We start from the raw sequence: 22,966 nt of genomic DNA on the forward strand, positions 1-22,966 counted from the left end.
CCCTCGCGAAAGCGTTCTCCCCACCCGGCAGAGGCCGGATTTTTCCGTTGTTTTCGATGGTTGTGCGGGAGTGGCTGAGCACTGGCCCCTGCGCAAGGAGGCCTGCAAGTGGTCTCTCAGGGCCGATATTCTCCGGACCTCATGACTGCGTGGGTTTGGTGAACTTCTTGCAATGCATTGGTGTACAATGAAAATTTCAAACGCCAGAAATTGACTTCGATGCCAGGGGCGCTCGGTGGGATGGGACCGGGGTCGAACTTTCGCCGGAGTTGGTTCCGTGAAAGCGCGATGCTCGACTTCTGAGCAAAGCGATTGCCACAGTGCCGCATCGGTTTGTGGCACGCCGAGCCATCAATCCGACCCAGCGTCTAGACCGAGAGGCAAAGGTGGCAGACCGAGTTCCTCAAGATACCCGTTGTGCGTCTTCGCCGCGGACTGGATTTTTTTCTGAAGAGCGCCAAGCTGGCCGTGCACAACGGCAAGCTCGACTTCCTGCTCGGCTCCGGCCGTGCTCACATAGCGAGAGATGTTGAGATTGAAGTCATGCTCCCTCTCGATCTCCTCGAGACTGATCACCCGCGAATAGCGGTCTTCTTCCTTGCGGTGCTTGTAGGTTTCGACGATCTTGTCGATGTGCTCGGGCAGAAGCGCATTCTGCCGCTTGCCTGGCTGAAAATGCTCGGCCGCGTTGATAAACAGCACGTCATCGGTCCGTTTGCACTTTTTCAGCACCAGGATGCACACAGGGATTCCGGTCGAGTAGAACAGCTTGGCCGGCAAGCCGATCACGGTGTCGATATTGCCGTCCTTCAGGAGCTTGGTGCGGATCGATTTCTCGGCGCCGCCCCGGAACAGAACGCCATGAGGCAGGATTATCGCCATGGTTCCGTCCTTAGCCAGGAAGTGGAACCCGTGCAGCAGAAAGGCGAAATCTGCTGCCGACTTGGGCGCGAGGCCGTGGTCCTTGAAGCGGAAATCCTTCGCTATTTCCTCGGTCGGATTCCAGCGGTAGCTGAAGGGCGGGTTAGCGACCACCGCATCGAACTCGACCTTTTTCGCTGGGTTCGGCTCGCGCAGGATGTCCCAGTCGTTTTCCAAGCTGTCGCCATGGTGGATGTCGAACTCGCTGTCCCGCATCCCGTGCAGCAGCATGTTCATCCGGGCGAGGTTGTAGGTGGTGATGTTCTTCTCCTGCCCGTAGATCTTTCCGATACCATGTTTACCCATGTGCCTTCGCACGTTGAGAAGCAGTGAGCCCGAGCCGCAGGCGAAATCGTAGACGCGGTTCAGCTTGTCGCGCTTGCCCGATGCCGGGTCCTGACTGTCAAGCGTCACGATGCCCGACAGTATGCTGGAGATCTGTTGCGGGGTGTAGAACTCGCCAGCCTTCTTGCCTGATCCCGCGGCAAACTGGCCGATCAGGTATTCGTAGGCATCGCCCAGAAGGTCACGTTCGCTGGGGAACCCGGCGAGCCCTTCGGCGATCTTCTGGATGATCGTGCAAAGCCGCGCGTTGCGTTGCGGATAGGTCCTGCCCAGCTTGTCGGAATCGAGGTTGATCTCGGAAAAGAGACCCTGAAAGTTCGAAGAGAAGGACTCGGTCTCGATGAACCTGAAGGCCAGTACGCCCGGCGCAAGATCTTCACGCTGATCGGGCTTTACAGCCCCAAGGGGCCGGACTGGGGCAACATGGGCCGCGGGTTGATCCGCGGCATGCTGAACTCGGCGCGCGGGATTTCGGACAAGGACCAGTCGCCGCAGGCTCAGGCGGCACGGCGGATCGGCGGCTTTGCCGATCTCGACGGCATCGAGTTCGTCGCCCGGATCGATGTCGGCACGGATGCGAACGGCGACGACAAGAACGAGATCAGGGCGGCCGTCACGCCGGACCATCGCGACTATGCCGCGCTCATGGGCACGGCGGGTCTCCAGTTCGGCGGTGCCGGAAACACGCCCCAACAGCCTGCGGCCACCCAGCCCAGCCAGCCCGCGTCCGCCCCCGGCGCCGCCGGTCGGCCGAGCTGGGCGCAGTAAGGGGGAGACCGGCCATGCGCCTGCGTCCCCGCCAGAAGACCTTCGTCGAGCGCAGCGTGGCTGCGCTCGCTTCCCGCGGCAACACGCTGGGTGTGGCGCCCACCGGCGCGGGCAAGACCATCATGCTCTCGGCGGTCACCGGCGAGATGATCGGCGACGGCGCCAAGGCCTGCGTGCTGGCCCATCGCGACGAGCTGACGGCACAGAGGCCTCGGTCAGGGCATCCGCGCTCGCCTCGTCGGTGCCGCGCACGGCATCGCGCAGGGCCTGCCAGCCTTCCAGTGGCGCGCGGGCGCCTTCGGCCAGATCGCGCGCGGCGCCACGGTAGAGGTTCGCGGACTCGAGCGCCCTGTTCGCCGCCTCGGTCAGGCCGAGATCGGGCGCGGTGAGCGGGTTGTCCTCGAAGGCCCGGTCGAACGCCGCCTGTGCCGCCGTCGTCGCGGCGGTCGCCGCGCCCTCGAAGCGGTTCTCGATCTCGCCGAGGTCGAGGTCAGGAACCAGCGAGATGCGGCGCTCGGAGCCGAGCGCTTCGAGACCCTGGTTGATGCCGCCGATGAAGCCGTTGATCCGCGAGACCACGCCGTTCAGCATCGCCTCGACGCCGTCGACCAGGCTGTTCGCCGCCTGGAACGCCAGATCGCCGATGGCGGCGGGCAGCAGGCCCCAGATCGCCTTGATCGCCTCGTAGGCGCCTTCGAAGGTGTTCGCGGCCGTGTTGCCAAAACCGATGACACTCTCGATGGCGCTCTGCATGCCGGACGCCGCATCGGCCTTCAGGTCGAAGAACATCGCCGTGGCGGCAGCGCCCGCCGCTGCAGCACCCATCCTGATCCGTTCCCATACCTCGACCGCTAGGTCCTTCAGGAGTGACATCGCCTCGCCGAAGCCGCCCGCACCGGAGACCAAGCGGGTGAACTGGTAGACGAGCTCGCCCGCGCCCACGATCAGCGCGCCGATGCCGGTGCGGATCAGCGCCCCACGCAGGACGACCAGCGCCGTGGCGAGGCCACGGACAGAAAGGGCAGCAGCGGCCATGCCAGCCACCCACCGTCCCGCGAGGAACGCCGCGAAGGTGGCAGCGTAGGTCGTCAGGCGGCCGATGTTGTCGAAGAGACCACGTATCGCGATGCCGAGCGGCCCGGTGCGGCTGGCGACCGCCGCCATGGCGTTGGCGACGGCTTCCAGCGCAGGCGCTGCTGCGACAGCTAGTTGGTTCGACAGCCCGCGCCAGATCAGCCCGAGCCGGGAGATCGCGTCGTTCGTCCGCTCGATCTGGTCGGCGTCCTGCTCGGAGACCACGACACCGAAGGCGAGCACGTCCTCGGTCGCCTGGCGCAACGTCGCGGTGTCGATGCGCGACATGGCGATGGAGCCTTCCTCGCCGAAGAGCTGTCCCGCGACGGCCGCGCGCTCTGCGGCGGGCACGAAGCTCTCGATGGCGGCGTTGATCGCGCCGACACGCTGGTCCAGCGGCAGGGCGATCAGGTCGGTGGCGGAAAGGCCCAGCCGGTCCAGCGCGTCGGCAGCGGGGCCGGTTCCGGCAGCCGCCTGGCTGAGACGACGCGTCAGATCCTTGGTGGCCTGCTCGATCCCCGACATCGAGACGCCCGCCAGCTCTCCCGCCCGCTCCAGCGTCTGGATCGAGGCGACAGTGGTGCCGAGCGACTGCGCGAGCTTCGCCTGCGCATCGACCGTCTGGAGTCCGGAGCGCACCATGGCCACCCCGGCGGCGGTCGCAGCGGCGACGGCGGCCGCGGCGGCCACGCGAACCCGGCGCGAGAAGGCCGCGAGCCGGGCATTGGCCGCTTCCATCTCCCGGCTCAGCCGTCCGAAGCCCCGCGACCCGGCCTCGCCCACGCCTTCCAGCTCGGCGCGCACCTGCCGTCCGCCCACGGCCGCGAGGCGGACGCTGACCCTCTTCTCAGCCATGGGCGTGATCCATCTGTTCGTTGAGCTTGGCCACCATCACCGCTTCGATGACGGGTAGCAGTTCGGCCATGGAGAGCGGCGGCACGCCGAGCGCGTCACCGAGCGCCAGCGCCGCCGACATGTCCCAGCCGATCACCGCGCCGGGCAACACGCGCAGCTGGCCGCCGAGACGGCCGACGAGGTCCCAGACCTGCCAACCCTCCGGAGTTTCCGGTCGGTTCAGCCGCGCCGGGCAGTCCGGGCAGGCTTGCGTGCAGGCTTGGCAGTATCGCTCGCCCCCGCCGAAGGACCATTCGGCGAGAGCGCGGAGGCGTTTTTTTCCCGTTCCAGCAGCAGGCCCTTCGAGACGTAGCTCAGCTGGAAGGCTTCGAAGATCGGCCAGACATCGAGCAGCGCGTCGATCGCCTCGGGTGCCGGATCGATGGGGCTGCCGTCGGCGTCGCCGATGCCCTCCCAGGCGAGCACCGCCCGCCGCGCGAGCGCTTTGGCGAAGGCGACGGCACGTTCCTCGTCGGAGGCATCCTCGGGCACGGCCTCGACAGCGGCATCGCTTCGCGTCGCCACCATCAGCGCGGTGGTCAGCGGGCGCAGCTGCACTCGGACGCCGGGCACGAGGTCATGCCAGCGCGGCGCGTTCGTCAGGTCGAGCGTGAGCATCAGTATTCCTCGATGTCGTTGATCAGGGTGGCGGTGCACATCCGGCCGACGGTACTGTCGCGGGCGGCCTGCCAGTCAAAGGTCGCCTGCACGCCCTGCGGCCCGGAAATCTCGATGCGGGGTCGCGGCAGGTACGAGGCCACACTCCGACAGACATCGAAGGTGGTTCGAGACGTTGGGTTGTGTCAGGGCCGTGCGCCCGACGATCTCGTGAACGACCAGCGGCCCGGCGCACAGAGCATCCAGGATCGCCAACCGGCTCTGGTCCGCGAGGCCGCGAAAGAACTTCGCCCGCCGCTCGGTGGCCGTCGCGACGGCATTGCGGTCCGCGGCGATTTGTTCCATATCATTCTCCGCTGATGTGTTTCGCACATCAAGATAGCAGGACCAATGCAAGCATGGCCAATGCCCAAGGCGCCGAACCGACCGCAGATGTCGCATCTTTCCGCTACCGCGTCTCCGGAATGGATTGCGCCAAGGATGCCGCCCAGATCGAGCGGGCCGCGCAGTCGGCGGGCGTGGCGCCGGAGGCAGTAAAGGTCTCCTCCGCCACCCACATCTTGACGTTGAACGTCCCCGAAGCGCGGCTGTCCGAGATCGAACGGGCCGTGGCCGCGACCGGCTACGGGTTCGATCGCATCGAAGCGGGCGACGACGAAGCGCAGGAGGGCGCAGCTTACCAAGACCCGGCCTATCGGCGCGCGCTCTGGATCGTGGTAATTCTCAACGTCGGGTATGGCATTGCGGAGATGATCGGCGGCTTCATTTCCGGATCGCAGGCCGTGAAGGCCGACGCGCTCGATTTCATTGGCGACGGCCTCATCACCTTTCTGGGCCTTCTGGCAATCGGTTGGAGCATTGTCTGGCGGGCGCGATCCGCCCTGATCCAAGGCATCTTCCTTGGCGTTCTGGGCCTTGGGGTTCTTGGGACGACGATCTGGCGCGCCTTTACCCAGACGACGCCGGACGCCGGTCTCATGGGGCTATTCGGTCTCATCGCTCTCGTGGTCAACGTCCTCGCGGTCCTGCCGCTGCTGCGGTTTCGCAAGGGTGACGCGAACATGCGGGCCGTCTGGCTCTTTTCGCGCAACGACGCGATCGGCAATGCGGCCGTGGTTGTGGCCGCGGCCCTCGTCGCGTGGCTGGGCAGCGCATGGCCCGACCTGATCGTCGCGTTCGGGATTGCGGGACTATTCCTGCATTCGTCCTGGTCGATTATCCGCGACGCGCGGGCTGATCTGAAGACAACTTGATGCTATCAGTTCGAAGCGGCCATCGCGGACATCGTCGAATAAGCGCAAGGCCCGCCACAGCAGTCATCTTCAGAACCTCTGCTCCACCCAGCTCGCCACGATCAGCCCCGGCACACCGTCCACTGCGCGCTCCGCATCCCGCGCCAGGTCCAGCCGCTTCGGCAGCTTCACCTGCGGGACCAGCAGGAAGATCGGCGCGGTGACCTTGCCGCGGCCGGTCTTCGACCGCGACACGACCGCTTGACCCTTCGTATTCAACCGTCCTTCCGCCACCAGCAGGCTCGGGCCCGTGCGGCGATAGACGAAGCGCAGGCGGAGGCCACGGCGGCGCTCCCATTCGCCGGGGGTGATGCGGCCACCGCGCAGGGATTTGCCCGCTGCAGGCAGCGGGATCGCCAGCCAGAACCCGTCTTTCGAGCGGATCAGCGGCCCCGTGTCATGCGCGCCCACGATGACCGGAGCCTTGGACCAGATGAGAGCTGCCGCGTCGAGGCTCTCGCCCGACCTCGGGAAGTTCTGGCTTCGGATCGAGTTGGCGAGCCGGGGCCCAAGCCCCGCGCCCGTGATCTGCAACCGCCAAGCGGTCTTCAGTCCGGTCCCGGCCTCGCGCATCGCGGCCGTGACAGCGCGTTCGCCCGCCGCGACCTCGGCCGCCATCATCGCAACGATGTCGGGATCGATGGCGAGCTTCAGCCTCATCACGGTCACGCGGGCCTCAGATCGACGGTCCAGACCAGCCGCTCGCGGTCGCGGACGGGCTCTCCCTGAATGAGGAAAGCGTCGCCGTCGATCTCGATGCGGTCGCCGGGGCGCGGGTTCGCTACCTCGGTCACGCGGAGGTCGATCCGGGTGGTCTCGGACCAGAGCCGCGCATCGCCGAAGTCGGTGATCGCGTCCGCGCGCCGGGCGACGACGCGCACCAGCTGGGGCGCGCCGCCGTCGGCGATGTAGACCGCGTCCCGGCCGATGTTCGGATCGGCGAAGAGCGCACCAACAGCGGCGGCGATCCTGACACGCGCCGCCGAGGAAGGCGCGAAGCGCGCGCTCGCCGATGTTGGGCTCGACGGCGACGAGGCGGCCCTCGACATCCGCGATCTGCGCTCCCTGGTGGACTGCATCCGGCTGGTCCGCCGCACCGCCATGCAGACCGCCGTCCGCATGATCACCACCGCCGTGATGCTGGCGCTGCTCGCGGGCATCGCGATCAAGCTCAAGATCTTCGGCGGCGGCCCGTAGCCGCGCCCCATCCCCATTCATCAGCCCGCAATGACCCGCCCTTCGAGGCGGGTTCTTTCGTTTCGGAGGACCCCATGACGACGACTTTCCACAGCCATTGGCGCGACGTGCCGGAGAGCACCTGGCGCTGGCCGAACTTCTCGCCCGCCGAAATCGCCTGCCGGGGCACCGGCAAGCTGCTCATCAACGAATCCGCGCTCGACAGGCTGCAGGCGCTGCGCGACCGGCTCGGCAAGCCGCTGATCGTGCGTTCCGCCTATCGTAGCCCTGAGCACAATCGCGCCGTCGGCGGCGCCACCCGCTCGAAGCATCTCGACGGCGCGGCCTTCGACATCGCCATGGCAAACCACGACCCCGTGGCGTTCGAGGCTGCGGCGCGGGCGGTCGGGTTCCTCGGCTTCGGATTCTACCCCCGATCGGGGTTCATCCATGTCGATCTCGGGCCCGCACGGCAGTGGGGCGAGCGGTTCCCGGTCCGGGCGACTGCCTTCGCCGAAGAAACGCCACCAGCGCGCGAGGTTTTGGCCGAGAGCCGCACCATGAAGGCGGGTGGTGCGGCAGGCGTGGCGACGCTGGGGGCAGCTGGGGTCGAGGTCGCGCAGAGCGTCCTGGCGGAAACCCAATCCTCGATCCTGCCGCTTGTGCCGTATCTCGACACCCTGCGATGGGTGTTCATCGCCGTCGCGCTCGGCGGCATCGCGGTCACCCTTTACGCCCGTGTCGACGATTGGAAACGGGGGCGGCGGTGATCGCCACCTTGCTCGGCGGGATCGCCACGAGCCCATGGATGCGGGCGGCGCTGCGCTACGGAGCCATCGCGCTGGCCGTGCTCCTGTTCCTGCTTTCGCTTCGGCGCTCCGGGGAGCGAGCGGGCCGCCTCGCCGAACGCCTTGAAACCACGGAGAAGTCCAATGACGTCCAACGTCGGATGCTGGAAGCGGCGGCTCGCCGTCCTCGCGATCACCACGAGCTTGCTGAGCGGCTGCGGGACGGTGAGTTCTGAAGACGGCAGGCTCGGGACGTGCCCGCCCGTGGTCGAGTATGGCCGGGAGTTCCAGACGCGGGCGGCCGAGGAGCTGCCTCTGCTCCCACAGGGATCGGCGACTGCGGTGATGCTGAGCGACTACGCGGTGATGCGGGAGCAGGCGCGGGCATGCGGTGGCCGATGATCTTCGCTCGCGCCCGTGCTTCACCGGCACCACGTCTTGTCAGGCGGCCTCGTAGCTGGTGAACACCTCGGTGCTGCCGTCATGACGGATAAGGAACACGTCGTAGGCCTCGCGGCTTTCCTCCGGCCCCATGCCGGGCGAGCCGTAGGGCATTCCGGGCACGGCAAGGCCGACGGCATCGGGGCGCTCGGACAGCAGTTTGCGGATGTCCTCCGGCGGCACGTGGCCTTCGATGAAGTAACCATCGATTGCGCCGGTATGGCAGGAGATCATCTCCTGCGGGATTCCATTGTCGAGCTTGTGGCGGATCAGGAGCGTGCCGAGGCTGATTTCGGTGGTCACCTCGAACCCTTCCGCCTGCAGGATGCGCACCCAAGCCTCGCAGCACCCACAGTTCGGATCCTTCAGGACGTGGATTGCGGGTGCGCCCTGCGCCATAACCAGCGCAGGGAGGGATGCGGCGAAGCTTGCGGTGAAGGCCATCATGGCACGTCTGGTGAGCGTCATCGAATTTTCCTTTCAGGTGCTCGCGTTTGCATGCAAGGAGCGCGACTCTGTCGTGTCTTGCCCGGCTTGTACTGTCGTCTCGGACGGTTCGGAAGGCCGGTAGAACAGGAGCCGCAGCGCGTTCAAAGTGACGAGCACGGTGGCGCCAGTATCTGCGAGGATCGCGATCCAGAGGCCGGTGATCCCGAGCACGGTGGTCACGAGGAAGACCGCCTTCAGCCCCAGCGCGATGGCGATGTTCTGGCGGATGTTCGCCATGGTCGCGCGGGCGAGCCGGATCTTGCCCGCCACGTCCGTCACCCGGTTGCGCAGGATCGCCGCGTCGGCCGTCTCGAGCGCCACGTCAGTGCCCGAACCCATGGCGACGCCGACATGGGCGGCGGCAAGCGCGGGCGCGTCGTTGATCCCGTCGCCGATCATCATCACCCGGGCCTCGGAGGCCAGACTCCGGATCGCGGCGACCTTGTCCTCCGGCATGAGTTCGGCGCGATGGTCTATCCCGAGCCCCCCGGCGATCGCCTGGGCGGTGCGGGGATTGTCCCCGGTCAGCATGACCGAGGAGATGCCGAGCCTGCGGAGTTGCGCGACGGCGACGGCCGCGTCGTTGCGCGGCTCATCCCTGAGAGCGATCAGCCCCTGAGGCACGTTCCCGCGGAGTACGATCACCACAGTCTTGCCCTCGGCTTCCATCGTTGCCACGCGACGCCGAAGGTCATCATCGAGAGCGCCGCGCTCCTCCGCCAGCCGCGGCGAACCCACACACACGGCCGCGCCGTCGATGATCGCCTCCGCGCCCTTGCCGGGCAGCGCGCGGCCGCCGGTGGCTGCTGCCGCGGCCACGCCACGCCGGTCAGCCTCGGCTGAGATCGCGAGGGCCAGCGGATGGCTCGCGCCGCTCTCGACGCCGGCGGCGAGGGCCATGAGGTCATCCTCGCTCCCGCTCAGCACCATTACATCAGTCACCCGAGGCTTGCCGTGGGTGAGCGTTCCGGTCTTGTCGAAGGCGACGTGGGTCGTCCGCGCCGCCGCCTCGATCACGGCGCCGCCCTTCATCAGGAGGCCGTTCCGCGCCCCGGTCGAGAGCGCCGAAGTGATCGAGGCCGGCACCGAGATCACCAGAGCGCAGGGGCAGCCGATCAGAAGCAGCGCCAGCGCCCGATACACCCATTCGCCCCAAGCCAGCCCGAAGAACAGCGGTGGCACGACCGCGACCAGTATAGCGGCCCCCACCACGGCAGGCATGTAGACCCGGCTGAACCGGTCGATGAAGCGTTCGGTAGGGGCGCGGGCGCTCTCGGCCTCTTCCACGAGACGGACGATGCGGGCGATGGTGTTGTCCTCGGCAGCCTTCGTGACCCGCACGCGCAGTAGCGCTTCCGCGTTGATCGACCCGGCGAAGACCTCCGCGCCGGGCTCCTTGAGGCTCGGGACACTCTCGCCGGTCACCGGACTTTCATCGACACCCGAGGTGCCCTCGATCACCTCGCCGTCGCAGGGCACGCGGTCGCCCGGTCGGACCTGAACGATGTAACCGACCCGGAGCGTCTCGGCGGGAACCTCCCGCGTCCTGCCACCTACCTCGAGCCGGGCCGACTTCGGCACCAGCTTCGAGAGCGCGTGGATGCTGTCGCGCGCCTTGCCGGCCGCGACCCCTTCCAGCAGCTCGCCCACCGCGAAGAGAAAGACGACCAGCGCAGCCTCTTCCGCCTCGCCGATCACCAGCGCACCGCCGGCGGCGATGGTCATCAGCATCTCGATAGTGAACGGCATGCCCGCGCGCGCCATGGCGACGGCGCGCTGCGCCACCGGGACGAGCCCGAGCAGCGTGGCGAGAATGAAGGCCCAGTGCGCGACGTCCGCTGAGAACGCGAGCCGCGACGCCCAGGCCGCGGCAAGCAATGCCCCGGTGCCGAGCACAAGACGGCCCTTGGCGGTCCTTATCCATGACGTCGGTCGATCCTCGCTCGGCGGGACGTCCTTCTCCGGCGCGCCGCCGGTCTCAGGAACCTCTGCGGTGGCCGGAAACGCGCCGTCCGGCAAGACGAAACCCTTCGGCTTCTCCGGTCGCGCCCCCTTGGCCGCAATGCCGAAACCGACGCCGCGCACGGCCTTCTCGACGAGATCGGGAGATGTCTGGCTTTCGTCGAGCGTCAGGCGCAGCCGCTCGGCCATCAGCGCGACATCGACATCCGCCACCCCGGGCAGGCGCTCGACTGCGCCGCGCACCTTGGCCGCGCAGGATCCGCAATCCATACCTGTGACCGTCCATTCGAAGCCTGTAGCAGTGCGCGTCGTCATTTAGCTCTTCCGTCCCGCCAAGCGTGGCGATTGTGTCCATCGACTCTGTAACCTAATGTCTCTAGCAACTATAGCTTCAAGGGGCATTCGATGCTGACCATCGGGAAACTGGGCGAAGCGGCGGGCGTCAAGGTACCCACCATTCGCTATTACGAGCAGATCGGTCTTCTGCCCGAACCCGAACGCAGCGCCGGGAACCAGCGGCTTTACGGAACCAAGGCGCTCGACCGGCTCGCGTTCATCCGCCACGCCCGCGATCTCGGCTTTCCGCTCGAGGCGATCCGCGACCTGCTCAGCCTATCCGACAAGCCGGACCAGTCCTGCGCTGCTGCGGACATCATCGCAAAGGAGCAGCTTGAAGCCGTAAAGGCACGGATTGCACGGCTGACAGCTCTCAAGGCCGAGCTGGAACGGATGATCACGCAATGCGCCCAAGGGACGATCGCGGATTGCCGAGTCATCGAGGTTTTGAGCGACCATGCACTGTGCGGCGATGACCATCGCCCCAAGCCAGGGGCTGGCGCGGAGTCGGGGGCGACCACATGACCGCGATCGCGACCTTTGCGGTCTATGCCGTCGCGGCGCTGGCCGAAATTGCCGGATGCTTCGCCGTCTGGGCGTGGCTGCGGCTCGGCGCCTCGGCGCTGTGGCTGATGCCCGGCCTTGTCTCGCTTTTCGGCTTTGCATGGCTGCTGACGCTTGCCCCGTCCGACTTCGCCGGGCGTGCCTTCGCGGCCTATGGCGGAGTCTATATCGCGACCGCTCTCGTCTGGCTCTGGGCGGTCGAAGGCCAACGGCCCGATACTTGGGACGCCGCTGGTGGGGCTCTCTGTCTCCTCGGCGCTGGAATCATCCTGCTGGCGCCGCGCGCCGCCTGAAGGGTCATGTCATGCTCCGACTGTTCGCCAATCGCGCCTATCGCCACCTGTTCGTGGCGCAGGTCGTGGCCCTGCTGGGAACCGGCCTTGCCACGGTAGCGCTGGGCCTGTTGGCCTATGATCTGGCGGGGGCGGAAGCAGGGCTGGTGCTGGGTACAGCTCTGGCGATCAAGATGGTGGCCTATGTCGGGCTGGCCCCGATCGCCGCGGCCTTTGCCGAACGTCTACCGCGACGCGGGATGCTGGTCGCGCTGGATCTAATCCGCGCCGGTGTCGCACTGGCCTTGCCCTTCGTGACCGAGGTCTGGCAGGTCTACGTGCTGATCTTCCTGTTGCAGGCGGCATCGGCCGGGTTCACGCCGACATTCCAGGCCACCATCCCCGACATCCTGCCCGACGAGCGGGACTATACCCGGGCCCTGTCGCTGTCGCGGCTGGCCTATGATCTGGAGAACCTGATCTCGCCGATGCTGGCGGCGGCACTGCTGACGGTGGTGAGCTTTTCGGCGCTGTTCGGCGGCACGGTGCTCGGGTTTCTCGCCTCGGCGGCGCTGGTGGTCTCGGTCGTGCTGCCCAGTCCGAAGCCGGGAGTGCCGCGCGGGATCTGGGACCGCACGACTCGCGGCATACGCCTCTATCTGGCGACGCCACGGCTGCGCGGGCTTCTGGCGCTGAATCTTGCTGTCGCCGCGGCCGGCGCCATGGTGATCGTGAACACGGTGGTGATCGTGCAGGCCGGCCTTGGCCTTGGGCAGTCGCAGGTGGCCTTGGCGCTGGCGGCCTTCGGGGGTGGGTCGATGCTGGCCGCGCTGATCCTGCCGCGCCTGCTCGACCGCGTGCCCGACCGGCCGGTGATGCTGGCGGGGGCCGCGGTGCTGGCGGCGGGACTGAGCGCCGGGCCATTCCTGACAACGTCCGGGCTTCCCGCATTGATGGCGCTGTGGGTCACACTGGGTCTTGGCTATTCCGTCGTGCAGACTCCCTCAGGTCGGCTCTTGCGCCGCTCGGCCTTGCCGGAGGACCGCCCTGCGGTGTTTGCCGCGCAGTTCGCACTGTCGCATGGCTGCTGGCTGATCACTTACCCGCTGGCGGGCTGGCTCGGCGCGCGCGCGGGCATGGCGCCTACATTCGTGGTGCTTGCGCTGATCTCGGCCGCTTCGGTCGCGCTGGCCGTGGCGGTCTGGCCTGCGGCGGAAGAAGAACCCATCCCGCATCGCCATGACGACCTTCCGCCCGAACATCCGCATCTGCGCGACGGGAATGACGCTCGGGGCCACGCCCATCCCGCCATCGTCGACGATCTGCATCCGCAGTGGTCGCGGCTTGCCTGACGACCCGGTCTTGGCAAGCCGGGCAGAGGACTCGTCGGATGAATCAGGTCTTCCTGAACAGGCCGAAATGGAACCGCTGCACGCTGTTCCAGGGCGTGTGGTGATCGTGAAGCAACGACTTGATCAGCCGGTAGCCCGGACCCAGCCGTTCCGCGAGTAGAGCCGCATTATAGCGGGCAACCGGCAGGCCGCTGCACCTTTCCGGACCAACCGGCGCGAATGTTCCGATGATGGCATGGCCGCCGGGGACAAGGGCACGGTCCATGACACGCAGATAGGCTTCCTGGTCGGCGGCGTCGGTCAGGAAATGGAACGCCGCCCGGTCATGCCAGACATCGAAGAGCCCGGACGGTCGCCAGTCGAGGACGTTCGCCACGACCCATTCGACGGGCGCATCGTCGGACAGCCGGGCGCGAGCCTTCGCCAGCCCGGTGTCCGAAAGATCGAGCACCGCGATGTGACGGGATCCCTGTTCCAGCAGGCAATCCACCAGCCGCGATGCCCCCGCGCCGACATCGACGATAGCGGCTTCGCTGGTTGCCCCGGCCGCAGCGATCAGGTCAAGCGAGACCTGCGGGCGCTCCTCATACCAGCTCGTCTCCGCCTCTGCCTTGCTCTGGTAGACGCGTTCCCACCGGTTCGGGTCTTCAGCCATCGTCACCCTCTCACAGATCGATTCGCCGCAGCCGCAGCGCGTTCGTGATCACCGACACTGACGAAAGGCTCATCGCCGCTGCGGCGATCATGGGCGAGAGCAGAAGGCCGGTGACGGGGTAAAGCAGCCCGGCCGCGATGGGGACGCCAAGGGCGTTGTAGGCGAAGGCGAAGAACAGGTTCTGCTTGATGTTGCGCAGGGTGGCGCGGGCCAACTTGCGGGCCCGAACGATACCCATCAGGTCGCCGCCCAGCAGGGTGATGCCTGCGCTTTCCATCGCCACATCAGCGCCGGTGCCCATGGCGATGCCTACATCGGCGGCGGCCAGCGCGGGGGCGTCGTTCACCCCGTCGCCCGCCATTGCGATCTTGTGGCCATCGCGGCGCAGCTGGTCGATCAGGTCCTTCTTGGCCTCGGGCAGGATGCCCGCGCGCACTTCGTCGATCCCGAGCTTGCCCGCGACCGCCTGTGCCGTGCGCTCGTTGTCGCCGGTCGCCATGATGACGCGCAGCCCTTGGGCATGCAGTTCCCGGATCGCCTGTGCGGTGCTGTCCTTGATCGGGTCGGCGACTGCCACGATGCCGACGAGCGCGCCGTCGAGAGCGACGAACATCGCCGTCTTGCCCTCGGCCCGCAGAGTATCCGCTTTCGCCTCGGCCGCACCCGTGTCCAGTCCCATCTCCTGCATCATCGCCGCATTGCCGAGCGCCACCGCGCGTCCGCCGACGCGACCGCGCACGCCCTTGCCTGTGACGGCGTCGAAGTCCACGGCCTCCTGACGGGCTGCACCTTGCGTCGCGGCGCCCTCGACGATCGCTTCGGCCAGCGGGTGTTCCGAGCCGCGCTCGAGCGCGGCGGCGAGCGACAGCAGGTCGGTCTCGATGATGTCACCAAGCGCCACGACGTCGGTCAGCTTCGGCTTGCCGATGGTCAGGGTGCCGGTCTTGTCGACGATCAGCGTATCGACCGCCGCCATCCGCTCCAGCGCTTCGGCCTCCTTGATGAGCACGCCTGCCTGCGCTCCGCGCCCCGCGGCCGTGGTGATCGAGATCGGCGTGGCGAGACCCAGCGCGCAGGGACAGGCGATGATCAGCACCGACACCGCCGAGGCGATGGCGAAGACCAATGCCGGTTCCGGGCCGAAGATCATCCAGGCGATGAAGGCGAGGATCGCCACCGCCACCACGGTCGGCACGAACACCGCCGACACCCGGTCGGCCAGCCCCTGGATCGGCGCACGTGACCGGCGCGCGTTCGACACCATGGCGACGATCTGCGCCAGCACGGTATCGGATCCGACCTTGCCCGCCTCGATCACGAGAGAGCCGTTCTTGTTGATCGTGGCCCCAGTGACCGCGTCGCCCGAACCTTTCTCCACCGGCATCGACTCGCCGGTCAGCATGCTTTCATCGAGCGAGGAACGCCCTTCGATCACCGTTCCGTCGACCGGCACGGCGTCGCCCGGGCGCACGCGCAGACGGTCGCCCTCCATGATGTTCTCGAGCGGCGCGTCGTACTCGGTTCCGTCGGGCAGGATGCGCCGCGCGGTCTTCGGCGCCAGGTCCAGAAGAGCCCGGATCGCGTCGCCGGTGCGTTCGCGCGCGCGCAGCTCCAGCACCTGGCCGACGAAGACCAGCGCGACGATTACCACGGCCGCCTCGAAATAGGTGCCGACGCCGTGACCCATCCGATACTGCTCGGGGAAGACGCCGGGCAGGAACGTCGCGACGATCGAATAGAGATAGGCCGCCCCCACGCCGAGACTGATCAGCGTCCACATGTTGGGGCTGCGGTTGACGATCGAGTCCCAGCCGCGCTTGAAGAACGGCAAGGCCGCCCAGAGCACGATCGGTGTCGCCAGCAGGAATTCCAGGTAGCTGGCCGTCTGATGCCCGACCCAGTCGCGCACCGGCAGGCCGACCAGTTCGCCCATCGTTAGGATGATGAGCGGCACCGCCGCTGCCGCCGAGATCCACATCCGGCGGGTGAAGTCGGTCAGTTCCTCGCTGGGCTCGTCCGACGGCACCATCGGCTCCAGCGCCATACCGCAGATCGGGCAGGCCCCCGGTGCGTCGCGGACGATCTCGGGATGCATCGGGCATGTGTACTGGACATTGGCCGGAGCGGCCTTCTTCCGCCCGGCAGCCCGGCCCGAGGCGTAGAACCACGGGTCGGCCGTGAACTTCGTCTGGCATTTCTCCGAGCAGAAGTGGAAGGTCTCGCCTTGGAACTCCGCGTGCCGCCCGTCGGGCTTCACCGCGACCGTCATCCCGCAGACGGGATCCTTCGCCGTCTCGGTCCCCGAGGACATGTCGGACGCCGCGTGATGATGATCGTGCTCCATGGTATGCCAGCCTTTCAGTACCTGGTTTCAACTTGCGGCTTCCAGCGGTTGGAAGCTCAAGCCCTTATCAATGGCGGTCGGTAGCGACTTCTTCAGGTCGTCTCCGCATGGCGACCCAGAGCAGCGGCAATCCCGTCACGAGACCGAGACCCAGGACCGCCCACGTGGCCCGGCCAAGATCACCGCTCACCGCCTCGCCGCCGAAATGCGCCAGCAGGAAGCTCGCCGGGATGATGCCGGCCAGCGTCGCCAGCGCGAACCGCCAGACATGAAGGCGGCTGAGCCCCGCGGCGTAGCTGATCATGTCGAAGGACACGAAGGGCATAAGGCGGCTCGCAAAGACTGTCGCCGTCAGCGCGGTCTGCGAGCCGAGGAGGCCGGCATCAACCTTGTCTCCGAACACCCGCCGCAGGACATCGTGCCCCAGAACCCGCGCGAGGCCGAAGGCGATCAGCGCGCCGAGCTCGGCGCCGATCACGACCTGAACCGTGCCCCAGACGTGTCCGTAGGCCGCGCCCGCCGCCAGCGCGATCGGTGCGCTCGGGATCGGGCTGGCCACGACCGCAATAGTCATGAGCGTGACGATCAGCACCGGCCCCCAGAGACCCGCGCGCGCGACCAGCGTCTCCAGCCGCTCGGGCTCGAACCAGTCCCGCACCTCGGCAAGGGTCGAAGGCGCGATGAACCACACCCCGAGCAGGACGATCCCGAGGATCGCCAGACCAATGACAATGCCGGCGCGCAGGCTCATCTCACACCGCTGCGACGGCCTTCGCCAGCAGATCGCGGACCTGGCCTGCAACCGCGTGCAACTCGGCGTTTTCGATTGCCTGCATGGACGCCACCGGATCGATGGCGCTGATCTCCACGCCGCCCTCGGCTTCGCGCAGGATGACGTTGCAGGGCAGCATTGCGCCCACCCGCGGCTCGATCCCGATGGCCTGCCACGCCATCTTCGGATTGCAGGCGCCGAGGATGAGATAGCCCGGCATGTCGACGTCGAGCTTCTTTTTCATAGTCGCCTTGACGTCGATCTCGGTCAGAACGCCAAAACCGTGATCCGCCAGCGCCTTTCGTGCCCGAGCGTCGACGTCGTCGATAGTTGCGTCGGGGATCATGCGATTGATCGTGTAGGTCATCGCGAAATCCTTTCTCCTATTTCCGAAGATATTTGATCAGCGCTGCTATGGCCAAAACCAGCAGCACAAGGATCAGCAGGCCGAACAGCCAGCCGAACCCCATGCCCCAACCCATACCGGCGCCCATGTCGTTCCAGTTCATCATGTCGTCCTCCTGTTTTCCGGGCTGCGAGAGGCCTGTCTCTGCGGATCTCGCGAGAAGGTGGTGGAGCGCGCCCGCAGCGATCGGTACGTCGGGGCGCTCGAAGCGAACGCCCCGCCTGCGGTCAGATCGAAGCCGATACCGCGAACTCGGTCATCATGCCGGTCGCCAGGTGCGGCATGTGATGGCAATGGAGCATCCAGCGCGCGGCTTCGCCCGCGTCCAGCGCCACGTCCACCACCGACATCGGCGGCACGTAGACCGTGTCGCGGAGTGCGCCGGCAACGCGCTGGCCATTGATGCCGACCACCTGGAACACATGGCCGTGCAGATGCATCGGGTGCCCCATCATCGACATGTTGTGGAACGATAGCACAACCCGCTCGCCCCTGCGTGCGACAACCGGCTGGTGCTGGCCCCAGACGGCGCCGTTGATCGTCCAGACATAGGGCTGCATCGAGCCGCCCAGCATCAGCATCTGGCTGCGATCCACCGGGCGCTCCGGCAGGGCGTCCACCGCGATCAGCCGTGCTTCCTGCGCAAGATCGGTGTCGAACGCGGGCGCTTCAGCCTCCGCCACGGCATCAACGCGCCGCACCTCGGCACCGGGCGTGGCGAGGACCAGACCGGTGCGCTCCCTCGCCCCCTCGCGCAGCGCGAGGATCGGCCAGGCTCCGTTTTCGTTCGGCAGGTCGATCTCGAGATCGAGCCTCTGTCCCATGGCGAGCCCGAAACGGTTGCCGGAAAGCGGCTGCACCGCGTGACCGTCCGCCGCGACGAGGCGCGCCCCGGCCGCCCCGGTATCGATCCAGAACACCGTGGCCGCCGCGGCATTGATGACGCGGAGCCGGATACGGCCGCCGCGTTCGACCCGGACCACGTCGGGGTCAGATAGCGTGCGATCGTTGGCGAGATAGGCGTCCCAGTCGTAGTCGTTCAGGTCCATGGCCATGCCGCCCATCTGGCCGCCCATGCCCATCATCCCGCCCATACCCGGCATCTGGCCCATCGGCATGCCGCCCATCGCACCGTGATCCATGCCCGGCATGGCGCCCATGCCGCCCATGGGGAGCCCCTGCATAGGTTGCGCGCCGCCGTGATGCGCGTGCGTGCCGTGACCGCCGCCCGCGTGACCGCCGCTTATCTCGGCCAGAACCTCTTCCGGGGCCTTGAACGAGAAGTCGTGCAGGAACATCACGACCTCCTGCCGGTCTGCGGCAATGTCCTCGGCCGAACGCACGATCAGGGGCGCGGCGAGCAGCTGCATCTCCTGGACCGGCACATGGCTGTGCATCCAGTGCGTTCCCGGCCGGGCCTCGAAGTCGTAGGACCGCGTCTCGCCCGGCGCGAGGAGGGGCATCGGCATGTCGGGCACCCCGTCCTGCGCATTGGGCGGGATCTGCCCATGCCAGTGTATGATCATGCCGACGTCGAGATCGTTGGTCAGATCGACCCGGAACCGCTGTCCGGGATCGAATACCAGCCCCTGACCGCCGGGACCGGCAAGGCCGAAGACAGAAGCCGCTCGTCCGTCGATGTCGAGCGTGCGCGTGGTGGCAGCGAGGCGGATCGGGGCCGCCGTCTGCGCGAGGGCAAGACGGGGCATGTGCGCAACCGCAACGGCTGCTGCACTTGCGGCGAGAAAGCCGCGTCGCGAAAGGGTGTTCATGGTCGTCTCCTCGGGACATTCCGTCCCGTGCATCAATGCCTATGGGACGCCGCGGGCGTCGGCCTGCGGCGCGCTCAGAGGAGACGGGGCTTGGGAGGGCGTTCGTTCAGTCCTGGCGCATGGCTGACGTGGGCTGCCTCGGACGGGAGATCGTGGCTGGCTGGCCCGTACGCGTCTCCGGCTTCTGAACCCGGCATTGTCAGGAAGACCGACAGACCTGCGCAGACGAACTCGCACACGGCTGCGTCCGCCGATTCACAATGCTGGCCGTCGTCACAGGACGGGTGAGTGTCAGCGGACGCGTGCATCGTGGCGCCTGCATGGAGCGCGTGGTCTCCCTGCATGCCATCCATCCGCGCAACATGGGCTGCGCTGATCGTCGTCACCACGGCGATCGCAAGGACGGCTAGGATTGAGAGGACACGCGCGAACATGCCAGCAAAATAGGCATTGCTCACGAGAATGTCCATTGTCGCTCAAGGTGTGCGTCTGGCACAACATCACCTCCGCGTGAACGCAATGAATTTCTACAGTCGAGGGGGATGGGCGTATTGAGGAGTTTCCTCTGGACTAACGTAGCGAGCGGTCTGGTCGTCGGAGGCTTGATCTTCGCGGCCTATGCCATTTGGCACTATTCGGGTGCCGAGGCTACTTCCCGGGTGTCTGCGGATGTCATCTCGCAAGGCAGACAGATCTATGCCGATCAGTGCGCCGCCTGCCACGGCGCGAATCTGGAGGGCCAGCCCGACTGGCGCTCGCCGCTTCCGTCCGGTCGATTGCCCGCACCGCCGCATGACGCCAGCGGCCATACCTGGCACCATCCCGACGACGTGCTGTTCCGTATCGTGAAGGAAGGCACGGCCGCCATCGTCGGTGGCGGCTACGAGAGTGACATGCCGGGCTTCGGCGACGTTCTGAGCGATCCGGAAATCCGCGCGGTCCTCGCCTACATCAAGAGCACCTGGCCGGAGCGCGAGCGCGGCTACCAGGAGAGCGTATCAGAGGCAAACTGACGGCCCTCTGAGCGTCGGCTGCTACTCGCGCCAGGCCCGTTCGCAGACCGAGTAGAGGAACGTCGCCGACCAGGTCAGCACCATGAAGCCACCTAGCGACTGCATCATGTTGATGATCCGTATCGGCCCGCTGCTCTCGATCTGCGTGTAGCCGAGCGTGGCGAAATTGATGCCGGAGAAATAGATCAGGCCGTTCCAGCTTGCGTCGTAGGTGCCACCAAGGGCCCCCAGGCCCCAGCCCAGCAGCACCTTGTAGACGACGGCGAAAGCCAGGATCTCGATCGTGTGGAGCGCTAGAAGGCCGACGAACGCCACCATGATCGCCCCCTGCGGCCTTTCGTTGGAGTTCGGCTTCATCGCACGGACGCCCAGCAGCCCGTAGTGATGGCCGATCCCGAGGGCGGCAACCAGCGCGAAGCCGAGCAGAAGCGTCATTATTCATCTCCTCCACGAATATCTCGGCTCCGCTCGACGGGACCGGGCGGACGCGAGGGGGCGAGCCGTTACCCCATCCAGAGCAACCTGGCGGGCATCCAGATACCCATCGCGATCATCATCAGGTTCTCGGTCAGGGAGACGAAGCCGAGCGGCACGTTGCTCGATCCGCCAACGCAGGCACATTTGAGCTCGCGCTTGTCAATGTAGACGGCCTTGAAGACCGAGACTGCGCCGACGGTACCGATGAAGAGCGCAACCGGCGCCGCGATCCAGATCAGCACGCCCGCGATCATCAGGATGCCAGCCAACGCCTCGCCGAAGGGATAGACGTACCCGTACCGCACCCAGCGGCGCGCCAGCAGGTCGTAGTTGAGGAACATCGTCGAGAAGCTCTCGATGTCCTGCAGCTTCTGGATCGCGAGAAGGCACATGCTGATGGCGATGAACCACTCGAACGCCCGGATGCTGAGCACGGTGCCGAACGCGTACCAGCTGACGGCCAGCGCCATCAGGAAGGCGACGGAAAAGATCGCTATGACCGGCTGGTAGCTGGTCTCGCCCTCGTCCTTCACCTCCTGCCCGAAATGCTCGCGCAGATCGTCGTAGCCGCCGATCCGGTCGCCATCGATGAAGGTCTGCGGCGTCGTGTCGACGCCGTGCTCCTTCTTGAATGCCTCGGTCTCGTCGCGGGTCGTCAGGTGGTGGTCCTCAACGCTGAAACCGTGCCGCTCAAGCAGGTCCTTTGATTTCAGCCCGTACGGGCAGAGATGGTCGGGCATGACCATCCGGTAGAGGCTCGCGGTCTTGCCGCTCTGGTCCAGAGCCATGTCGCCCTCCTTCGAAAGAATCGAGGTCGCTGAGCGTCAGCCCGCCGCGCAGCCGTAGAAGCCGCGGTAGCCGACGCTCAGCCCCTCTTCGAGCTCGAACACGAGCTCCGCGTTCTGGCGCCAGTCTGCCTCGTCGCCGAGCGGCCGCACGGTGACCGTGGTGCCGGGCGCCGAGAACGTCGTCGAACCCTCCTGCGGACCGCTCTGCGCCTCCAGGGCGATGAGGACGCCATTCAGCTTCATCGCGGCCGCACCGCCCTCGCTCGCCCACAGAACCGGGTCAGTCTCCGGGCTGCGGTTGAAGGTGCAGGGGGCGGTGGTCCCGAGCACGCGATCGGCCTCGGCTTCCGGCATCGGTGCGAGGTCGAGGGTGCTGACGAGGGTGTTCGACAGCGCATCCTCGACGCTGCCCGGCTCTGCCGGCGGGTCCTGATAGATGCTCTCCACCACGTTGCCCCCGGACACGTCGGCGATCAGGTAGCGCATTTCCGCAATTTCGCGCCGCTGCGCCTCGATGATCTCGTCGGCGAGCTTGCGCACGCGCGGGTCACGGATCTGCGCCCGCTCCGAGGTCATGATGGCAATCGAGTGGTGAGGAATCATCGCCCGCATGTAGCTCGGGCCCGAGACCGTGACCTGGCTGCGGACCAGCCAGAGCGTCAGGGCGAAGACGATGACCGAGCCCGCGAAGATCGCGATGTTGAGCGCCTTGTTCGAATACATACCGAGCATGTAGGCGAGCATGATGACGGCCATCGTCGCCCCCATCATGATCGCCATGTAGGTGCGCGTCTCCGAGAAGAAGACGTGCTCCCATGCGTAGGTATTGAGGTACATCAGGACGAACATCACCACCGTGGAGGTGAGGATCATCAGGCTGAATCGGATGTAGGACATGTCGCGACTTCCTGCTCGTTCTGTAATCTGCTTGAGGGCAACTAGACAGCCGCATCTGCCAACGCAGAACTCGGCGGGCGTCCGACAACGCAGCCCAATACCCCAAGGGGGTATGGATTCAACTCGCGCTGGCCTTTGAGGTTCCGAGGAACCCTTCTGCATCAAGGTCGGTTCTTAATTATCGCAGTAATAGATCGGCCCGCCATGAAAGATCGAAAGCAAGCAGCCATCCAAAGACTGGCGCGCCTCGAAGGACAGGTGCGTGGAGTTGCCCGGATGATCGAAGAAGATCGCTACTGCATCGACATTCTCAATCAATTCCTGGCGATCCGGTCGGCCCTTTCGCAGGTCGAAATCTTGATCCTGCAGGATCATGCGGATGACTGCGTGGACGATGCGATTAGATCACAGGATCCCGACGAGCAGCGTCGGAAGTTCAAGGAGCTGGTGGAGGTTTTCGGGAGGGTTTGCCGGTAGCCAAGGATGGTCGCATTAATAACAAACATTTACAATGACTTAGGTGGAGAAGGTTGGACGTCAGGCCCATCCC

Annotated in this window: 29 protein-coding genes and 2 pseudogenes; 10 read left to right on the top strand and 21 right to left on the bottom strand. The window is 66.5% G+C overall.

Annotated elements, in window-relative coordinates; translation table 11 throughout:
* Positions 1–351: 351 nt before the first annotated feature.
* Complete coding sequence (locus tag ACZ1HC_RS00005; protein ID WP_472698183.1) at positions 352–1,959, bottom strand: type I restriction-modification system subunit M; 1,608 nt, start codon at positions 1,957–1,959, stop codon at positions 352–354.
* Positions 1,960–2,048: 89 nt separating this feature from the next.
* Between ACZ1HC_RS00005 and ACZ1HC_RS00010 the strand changes: the two are divergent.
* A pseudogene (locus ACZ1HC_RS00010) lies at positions 2,049–2,180 on the top strand (hypothetical protein); the annotation flags it as partial.
* On the opposite strand, the gene ACZ1HC_RS00015 reads toward ACZ1HC_RS00010, so the two are convergent.
* The 5 genes and pseudogenes from ACZ1HC_RS00015 to ACZ1HC_RS00035 form a co-directional block, all read right to left on the bottom strand.
* Positions 2,170–3,963, bottom strand: coding sequence for a phage tail tape measure protein (locus tag ACZ1HC_RS00015; RefSeq protein ID WP_472698184.1), 1,794 nt, complete (start codon positions 3,961–3,963; stop codon positions 2,170–2,172). The pseudogene ACZ1HC_RS00010 and the gene ACZ1HC_RS00015 overlap by 11 nt on opposite strands.
* Positions 3,956–4,114: a DUF7697 family protein gene (locus ACZ1HC_RS00020; RefSeq protein ID WP_472698185.1), complete on the bottom strand. Its 159-nt coding sequence runs from the start codon at positions 4,112–4,114 to the stop codon at positions 3,956–3,958. Before ACZ1HC_RS00020 ends, ACZ1HC_RS00015 begins: the two co-directional genes overlap by 8 nt.
* 68 nt (positions 4,115–4,182) lie before the next feature.
* Positions 4,183–4,620 (bottom strand): hypothetical protein, encoded by a 438-nt coding sequence (locus tag ACZ1HC_RS00025; protein WP_472698186.1) that lies wholly within the window; start codon positions 4,618–4,620, stop codon positions 4,183–4,185.
* Positions 4,620–4,760, bottom strand: a pseudogene (locus tag ACZ1HC_RS00030) (phage tail tube protein); the annotation flags it as partial. The pseudogene ACZ1HC_RS00030 and the gene ACZ1HC_RS00025, both read right to left, overlap by 1 nt.
* Complete coding sequence (locus ACZ1HC_RS00035) at positions 4,696–5,061, bottom strand: ArsR/SmtB family transcription factor (RefSeq protein WP_472698187.1); 366 nt, start codon at positions 5,059–5,061, stop codon at positions 4,696–4,698. The pseudogene ACZ1HC_RS00030 and the gene ACZ1HC_RS00035, both read right to left, overlap by 65 nt.
* Here ACZ1HC_RS00035 and ACZ1HC_RS00040 point away from each other — a divergent pair.
* Positions 5,019–5,873, top strand: coding sequence for a cation efflux transmembrane domain-containing protein (locus ACZ1HC_RS00040; RefSeq protein WP_093359427.1), 855 nt, complete (start codon positions 5,019–5,021; stop codon positions 5,871–5,873). The genes ACZ1HC_RS00035 and ACZ1HC_RS00040 overlap by 43 nt on opposite strands.
* Positions 5,874–5,942: 69 nt before the next feature.
* Here the strand turns inward: ACZ1HC_RS00040 and ACZ1HC_RS00045 are convergent, their stop codons facing one another.
* The gene (locus ACZ1HC_RS00045; RefSeq protein WP_472698188.1) at positions 5,943–6,572 is read right to left on the bottom strand and encodes a DUF6441 family protein; all 630 of its coding nucleotides are present in this window, start codon (positions 6,570–6,572) and stop codon (positions 5,943–5,945) included.
* 5 nt (positions 6,573–6,577) lie between these two features.
* Positions 6,578–6,880, bottom strand: a complete 303-nt coding sequence (locus ACZ1HC_RS00050) for a head-tail joining protein (protein ID WP_472698207.1) — start codon at positions 6,878–6,880, stop codon at positions 6,578–6,580.
* Here ACZ1HC_RS00050 and ACZ1HC_RS00055 point away from each other — a divergent pair.
* The 3 genes from ACZ1HC_RS00055 (at position 6,840) to ACZ1HC_RS00065 (ending at position 8,112) form a co-directional block, all read left to right on the top strand.
* On the top strand, positions 6,840–7,109 hold the full coding sequence (locus ACZ1HC_RS00055; RefSeq protein ID WP_472698189.1) for a DUF6127 family protein: 270 nt from the start codon (positions 6,840–6,842) through the stop codon (positions 7,107–7,109). The genes ACZ1HC_RS00050 and ACZ1HC_RS00055 overlap by 41 nt on opposite strands.
* Positions 7,110–7,183: 74 nt before the next feature.
* The gene (locus tag ACZ1HC_RS00060) at positions 7,184–7,858 is read left to right on the top strand and encodes a YcbK family protein (protein WP_472698190.1); all 675 of its coding nucleotides are present in this window, start codon (positions 7,184–7,186) and stop codon (positions 7,856–7,858) included.
* Complete coding sequence (locus ACZ1HC_RS00065) at positions 7,855–8,112, top strand: hypothetical protein (RefSeq protein ID WP_472698191.1); 258 nt, start codon at positions 7,855–7,857, stop codon at positions 8,110–8,112. Before ACZ1HC_RS00060 ends, ACZ1HC_RS00065 begins: the two co-directional genes overlap by 4 nt.
* A gap of 205 nt (positions 8,113–8,317) precedes the next feature.
* On the opposite strand, the gene ACZ1HC_RS00070 is transcribed toward ACZ1HC_RS00065, so the two are convergent.
* Both ACZ1HC_RS00070 and ACZ1HC_RS00075 read right to left on the bottom strand, forming a co-directional pair.
* Positions 8,318–8,785: a DUF411 domain-containing protein gene (locus tag ACZ1HC_RS00070; protein ID WP_472698192.1), complete on the bottom strand. Its 468-nt coding sequence runs from the start codon at positions 8,783–8,785 to the stop codon at positions 8,318–8,320.
* A gap of 12 nt (positions 8,786–8,797) precedes the next feature.
* Entirely contained in the window at positions 8,798–11,083 is a 2,286-nt protein-coding gene (locus ACZ1HC_RS00075) for a heavy metal translocating P-type ATPase (RefSeq protein WP_472698193.1), read from the bottom strand.
* Between the two features lie 90 nt (positions 11,084–11,173).
* Between ACZ1HC_RS00075 and ACZ1HC_RS00080 the strand changes: the two genes are divergently transcribed.
* Genes ACZ1HC_RS00080 through ACZ1HC_RS00090 form a run of 3 tightly spaced genes read left to right on the top strand, consistent with a single transcriptional unit; the run spans position 11,174 to position 13,292 of the window.
* Positions 11,174–11,629, top strand: a complete 456-nt coding sequence (locus tag ACZ1HC_RS00080; protein WP_472698194.1) for a MerR family transcriptional regulator — start codon at positions 11,174–11,176, stop codon at positions 11,627–11,629.
* The gene (locus tag ACZ1HC_RS00085; protein WP_472698195.1) at positions 11,626–11,961 is read left to right on the top strand and encodes a YnfA family protein; all 336 of its coding nucleotides are present in this window, start codon (positions 11,626–11,628) and stop codon (positions 11,959–11,961) included. Before ACZ1HC_RS00080 ends, ACZ1HC_RS00085 begins: the two co-directional genes overlap by 4 nt.
* Positions 11,962–11,972: 11 nt before the next feature.
* Complete coding sequence (locus ACZ1HC_RS00090; protein ID WP_472698196.1) at positions 11,973–13,292, top strand: MFS transporter; 1,320 nt, start codon at positions 11,973–11,975, stop codon at positions 13,290–13,292.
* Between the two features lie 43 nt (positions 13,293–13,335).
* Here ACZ1HC_RS00090 and ACZ1HC_RS00095 read toward each other — a convergent pair whose 3' ends face one another.
* The 7 genes from ACZ1HC_RS00095 to ACZ1HC_RS00125 all read right to left on the bottom strand — a co-directional run bounded on the left by ACZ1HC_RS00095 (position 13,336) and on the right by ACZ1HC_RS00125 (position 19,699).
* Positions 13,336–13,947, bottom strand: a complete 612-nt coding sequence (locus tag ACZ1HC_RS00095; RefSeq protein WP_472698197.1) for a class I SAM-dependent methyltransferase — start codon at positions 13,945–13,947, stop codon at positions 13,336–13,338.
* 10 nt (positions 13,948–13,957) lie between these two features.
* Positions 13,958–16,291 carry a heavy metal translocating P-type ATPase gene (locus ACZ1HC_RS00100; protein WP_472698198.1) on the bottom strand — a complete coding sequence of 778 codons (2,334 nt, stop codon included), beginning with the start codon at positions 16,289–16,291 and terminating at the stop codon, positions 13,958–13,960.
* 67 nt (positions 16,292–16,358) lie between these two features.
* Positions 16,359–17,042: a TVP38/TMEM64 family protein gene (locus ACZ1HC_RS00105; RefSeq protein WP_472698199.1), complete on the bottom strand. Its 684-nt coding sequence runs from the start codon at positions 17,040–17,042 to the stop codon at positions 16,359–16,361.
* 1 nt (position 17,043) lies between these two features.
* A complete protein-coding gene (locus ACZ1HC_RS00110) occupies positions 17,044–17,430 on the bottom strand; it encodes a DUF302 domain-containing protein (RefSeq protein ID WP_472698200.1) in 387 nt (128 codons plus the stop codon).
* A gap of 16 nt (positions 17,431–17,446) precedes the next feature.
* Positions 17,447–17,575, bottom strand: a complete 129-nt coding sequence (locus ACZ1HC_RS00115; protein WP_280176083.1) for a hypothetical protein — start codon at positions 17,573–17,575, stop codon at positions 17,447–17,449.
* Between the two features lie 121 nt (positions 17,576–17,696).
* A complete protein-coding gene (locus tag ACZ1HC_RS00120; protein ID WP_472698201.1) occupies positions 17,697–19,241 on the bottom strand; it encodes a multicopper oxidase family protein in 1,545 nt (514 codons plus the stop codon).
* Positions 19,242–19,315: 74 nt separating this feature from the next.
* A complete protein-coding gene (locus tag ACZ1HC_RS00125) occupies positions 19,316–19,699 on the bottom strand; it encodes a hypothetical protein (RefSeq protein WP_472698202.1) in 384 nt (127 codons plus the stop codon).
* Positions 19,700–19,783: 84 nt separating this feature from the next.
* Between ACZ1HC_RS00125 and ACZ1HC_RS00130 the strand changes: the two genes are divergently transcribed.
* Entirely contained in the window at positions 19,784–20,254 is a 471-nt protein-coding gene (locus ACZ1HC_RS00130; RefSeq protein WP_472698203.1) for a c-type cytochrome, read from the top strand.
* A 21-nt stretch (positions 20,255–20,275) separates the two neighbouring features.
* Here the strand turns inward: ACZ1HC_RS00130 and ACZ1HC_RS00135 are convergent, their stop codons facing one another.
* From ACZ1HC_RS00135 to ACZ1HC_RS00150, 4 genes are all read right to left on the bottom strand, one after another.
* The gene (locus tag ACZ1HC_RS00135; protein ID WP_272857829.1) at positions 20,276–20,689 is read right to left on the bottom strand and encodes an ion channel; all 414 of its coding nucleotides are present in this window, start codon (positions 20,687–20,689) and stop codon (positions 20,276–20,278) included.
* A 68-nt stretch (positions 20,690–20,757) separates the two neighbouring features.
* A complete protein-coding gene (locus ACZ1HC_RS00140) occupies positions 20,758–21,519 on the bottom strand; it encodes a MauE/DoxX family redox-associated membrane protein (RefSeq protein WP_472698204.1) in 762 nt (253 codons plus the stop codon).
* Between the two features lie 36 nt (positions 21,520–21,555).
* Positions 21,556–22,416 carry a DUF305 domain-containing protein gene (locus tag ACZ1HC_RS00145; protein WP_472698205.1) on the bottom strand — a complete coding sequence of 287 codons (861 nt, stop codon included), beginning with the start codon at positions 22,414–22,416 and terminating at the stop codon, positions 21,556–21,558.
* Positions 22,417–22,590: 174 nt separating this feature from the next.
* Positions 22,591–22,791, bottom strand: a complete 201-nt coding sequence (locus tag ACZ1HC_RS00150; protein ID WP_472698208.1) for a hypothetical protein — start codon at positions 22,789–22,791, stop codon at positions 22,591–22,593.
* On the opposite strand from ACZ1HC_RS00150, the gene ACZ1HC_RS00155 reads away from it, so the two are divergent.
* Positions 22,693–22,893, top strand: a complete 201-nt coding sequence (locus tag ACZ1HC_RS00155; RefSeq protein ID WP_472698206.1) for a metal-sensitive transcriptional regulator — start codon at positions 22,693–22,695, stop codon at positions 22,891–22,893. The genes ACZ1HC_RS00150 and ACZ1HC_RS00155 overlap by 99 nt on opposite strands.
* The last annotated feature ends 73 nt before the right edge of the window (positions 22,894–22,966 follow it).

The sequence above is a fragment of the Paracoccus sp. BR5-17 genome (genome assembly GCF_055693925.1).

What these genes read in the sequence shown, in the direction of transcription:
- ACZ1HC_RS00015 (WP_472698184.1), bottom strand. Translation starts at nt 3,963, where the DNA reads ATGGCTGAGAAGAGGGTCAGCGTCCGCCTCGCGGCCGTGGGCGGACGG.
- ACZ1HC_RS00025 (WP_472698186.1), bottom strand. Translation starts at nt 4,620, where the DNA reads ATGCTCACGCTCGACCTGACGAACGCGCCGCGCTGGCATGACCTCGTG.
- ACZ1HC_RS00040 (WP_093359427.1), top strand. Translation starts at nt 5,019, where the DNA reads ATGGCCAATGCCCAAGGCGCCGAACCGACCGCAGATGTCGCATCTTTC.
- ACZ1HC_RS00035 (WP_472698187.1), bottom strand. Translation starts at nt 5,061, where the DNA reads ATGCGACATCTGCGGTCGGTTCGGCGCCTTGGGCATTGGCCATGCTTG.
- ACZ1HC_RS00045 (WP_472698188.1), bottom strand. Translation starts at nt 6,572, where the DNA reads ATGAGGCTGAAGCTCGCCATCGATCCCGACATCGTTGCGATGATGGCG.
- ACZ1HC_RS00055 (WP_472698189.1), top strand. Translation starts at nt 6,840, where the DNA reads ATGTTCGGATCGGCGAAGAGCGCACCAACAGCGGCGGCGATCCTGACA.
- ACZ1HC_RS00060 (WP_472698190.1), top strand. Translation starts at nt 7,184, where the DNA reads ATGACGACGACTTTCCACAGCCATTGGCGCGACGTGCCGGAGAGCACC.
- ACZ1HC_RS00070 (WP_472698192.1), bottom strand. Translation starts at nt 8,785, where the DNA reads ATGACGCTCACCAGACGTGCCATGATGGCCTTCACCGCAAGCTTCGCC.
- ACZ1HC_RS00075 (WP_472698193.1), bottom strand. Translation starts at nt 11,083, where the DNA reads ATGACGACGCGCACTGCTACAGGCTTCGAATGGACGGTCACAGGTATG.
- ACZ1HC_RS00080 (WP_472698194.1), top strand. Translation starts at nt 11,174, where the DNA reads ATGCTGACCATCGGGAAACTGGGCGAAGCGGCGGGCGTCAAGGTACCC.
- ACZ1HC_RS00085 (WP_472698195.1), top strand. Translation starts at nt 11,626, where the DNA reads ATGACCGCGATCGCGACCTTTGCGGTCTATGCCGTCGCGGCGCTGGCC.
- ACZ1HC_RS00090 (WP_472698196.1), top strand. Translation starts at nt 11,973, where the DNA reads ATGCTCCGACTGTTCGCCAATCGCGCCTATCGCCACCTGTTCGTGGCG.
- ACZ1HC_RS00095 (WP_472698197.1), bottom strand. Translation starts at nt 13,947, where the DNA reads ATGGCTGAAGACCCGAACCGGTGGGAACGCGTCTACCAGAGCAAGGCA.
- ACZ1HC_RS00100 (WP_472698198.1), bottom strand. Translation starts at nt 16,291, where the DNA reads ATGGAGCACGATCATCATCACGCGGCGTCCGACATGTCCTCGGGGACC.
- ACZ1HC_RS00105 (WP_472698199.1), bottom strand. Translation starts at nt 17,042, where the DNA reads ATGAGCCTGCGCGCCGGCATTGTCATTGGTCTGGCGATCCTCGGGATC.
- ACZ1HC_RS00110 (WP_472698200.1), bottom strand. Translation starts at nt 17,430, where the DNA reads ATGACCTACACGATCAATCGCATGATCCCCGACGCAACTATCGACGAC.
- ACZ1HC_RS00115 (WP_280176083.1), bottom strand. Translation starts at nt 17,575, where the DNA reads ATGATGAACTGGAACGACATGGGCGCCGGTATGGGTTGGGGCATGGGG.
- ACZ1HC_RS00120 (WP_472698201.1), bottom strand. Translation starts at nt 19,241, where the DNA reads ATGAACACCCTTTCGCGACGCGGCTTTCTCGCCGCAAGTGCAGCAGCC.
- ACZ1HC_RS00130 (WP_472698203.1), top strand. Translation starts at nt 19,784, where the DNA reads ATGGGCGTATTGAGGAGTTTCCTCTGGACTAACGTAGCGAGCGGTCTG.
- ACZ1HC_RS00135 (WP_272857829.1), bottom strand. Translation starts at nt 20,689, where the DNA reads ATGACGCTTCTGCTCGGCTTCGCGCTGGTTGCCGCCCTCGGGATCGGC.
- ACZ1HC_RS00140 (WP_472698204.1), bottom strand. Translation starts at nt 21,519, where the DNA reads ATGGCTCTGGACCAGAGCGGCAAGACCGCGAGCCTCTACCGGATGGTC.
- ACZ1HC_RS00145 (WP_472698205.1), bottom strand. Translation starts at nt 22,416, where the DNA reads ATGTCCTACATCCGATTCAGCCTGATGATCCTCACCTCCACGGTGGTG.
- ACZ1HC_RS00155 (WP_472698206.1), top strand. Translation starts at nt 22,693, where the DNA reads ATGATCGAAGAAGATCGCTACTGCATCGACATTCTCAATCAATTCCTG.
- ACZ1HC_RS00150 (WP_472698208.1), bottom strand. Translation starts at nt 22,791, where the DNA reads ATGATCCTGCAGGATCAAGATTTCGACCTGCGAAAGGGCCGACCGGAT.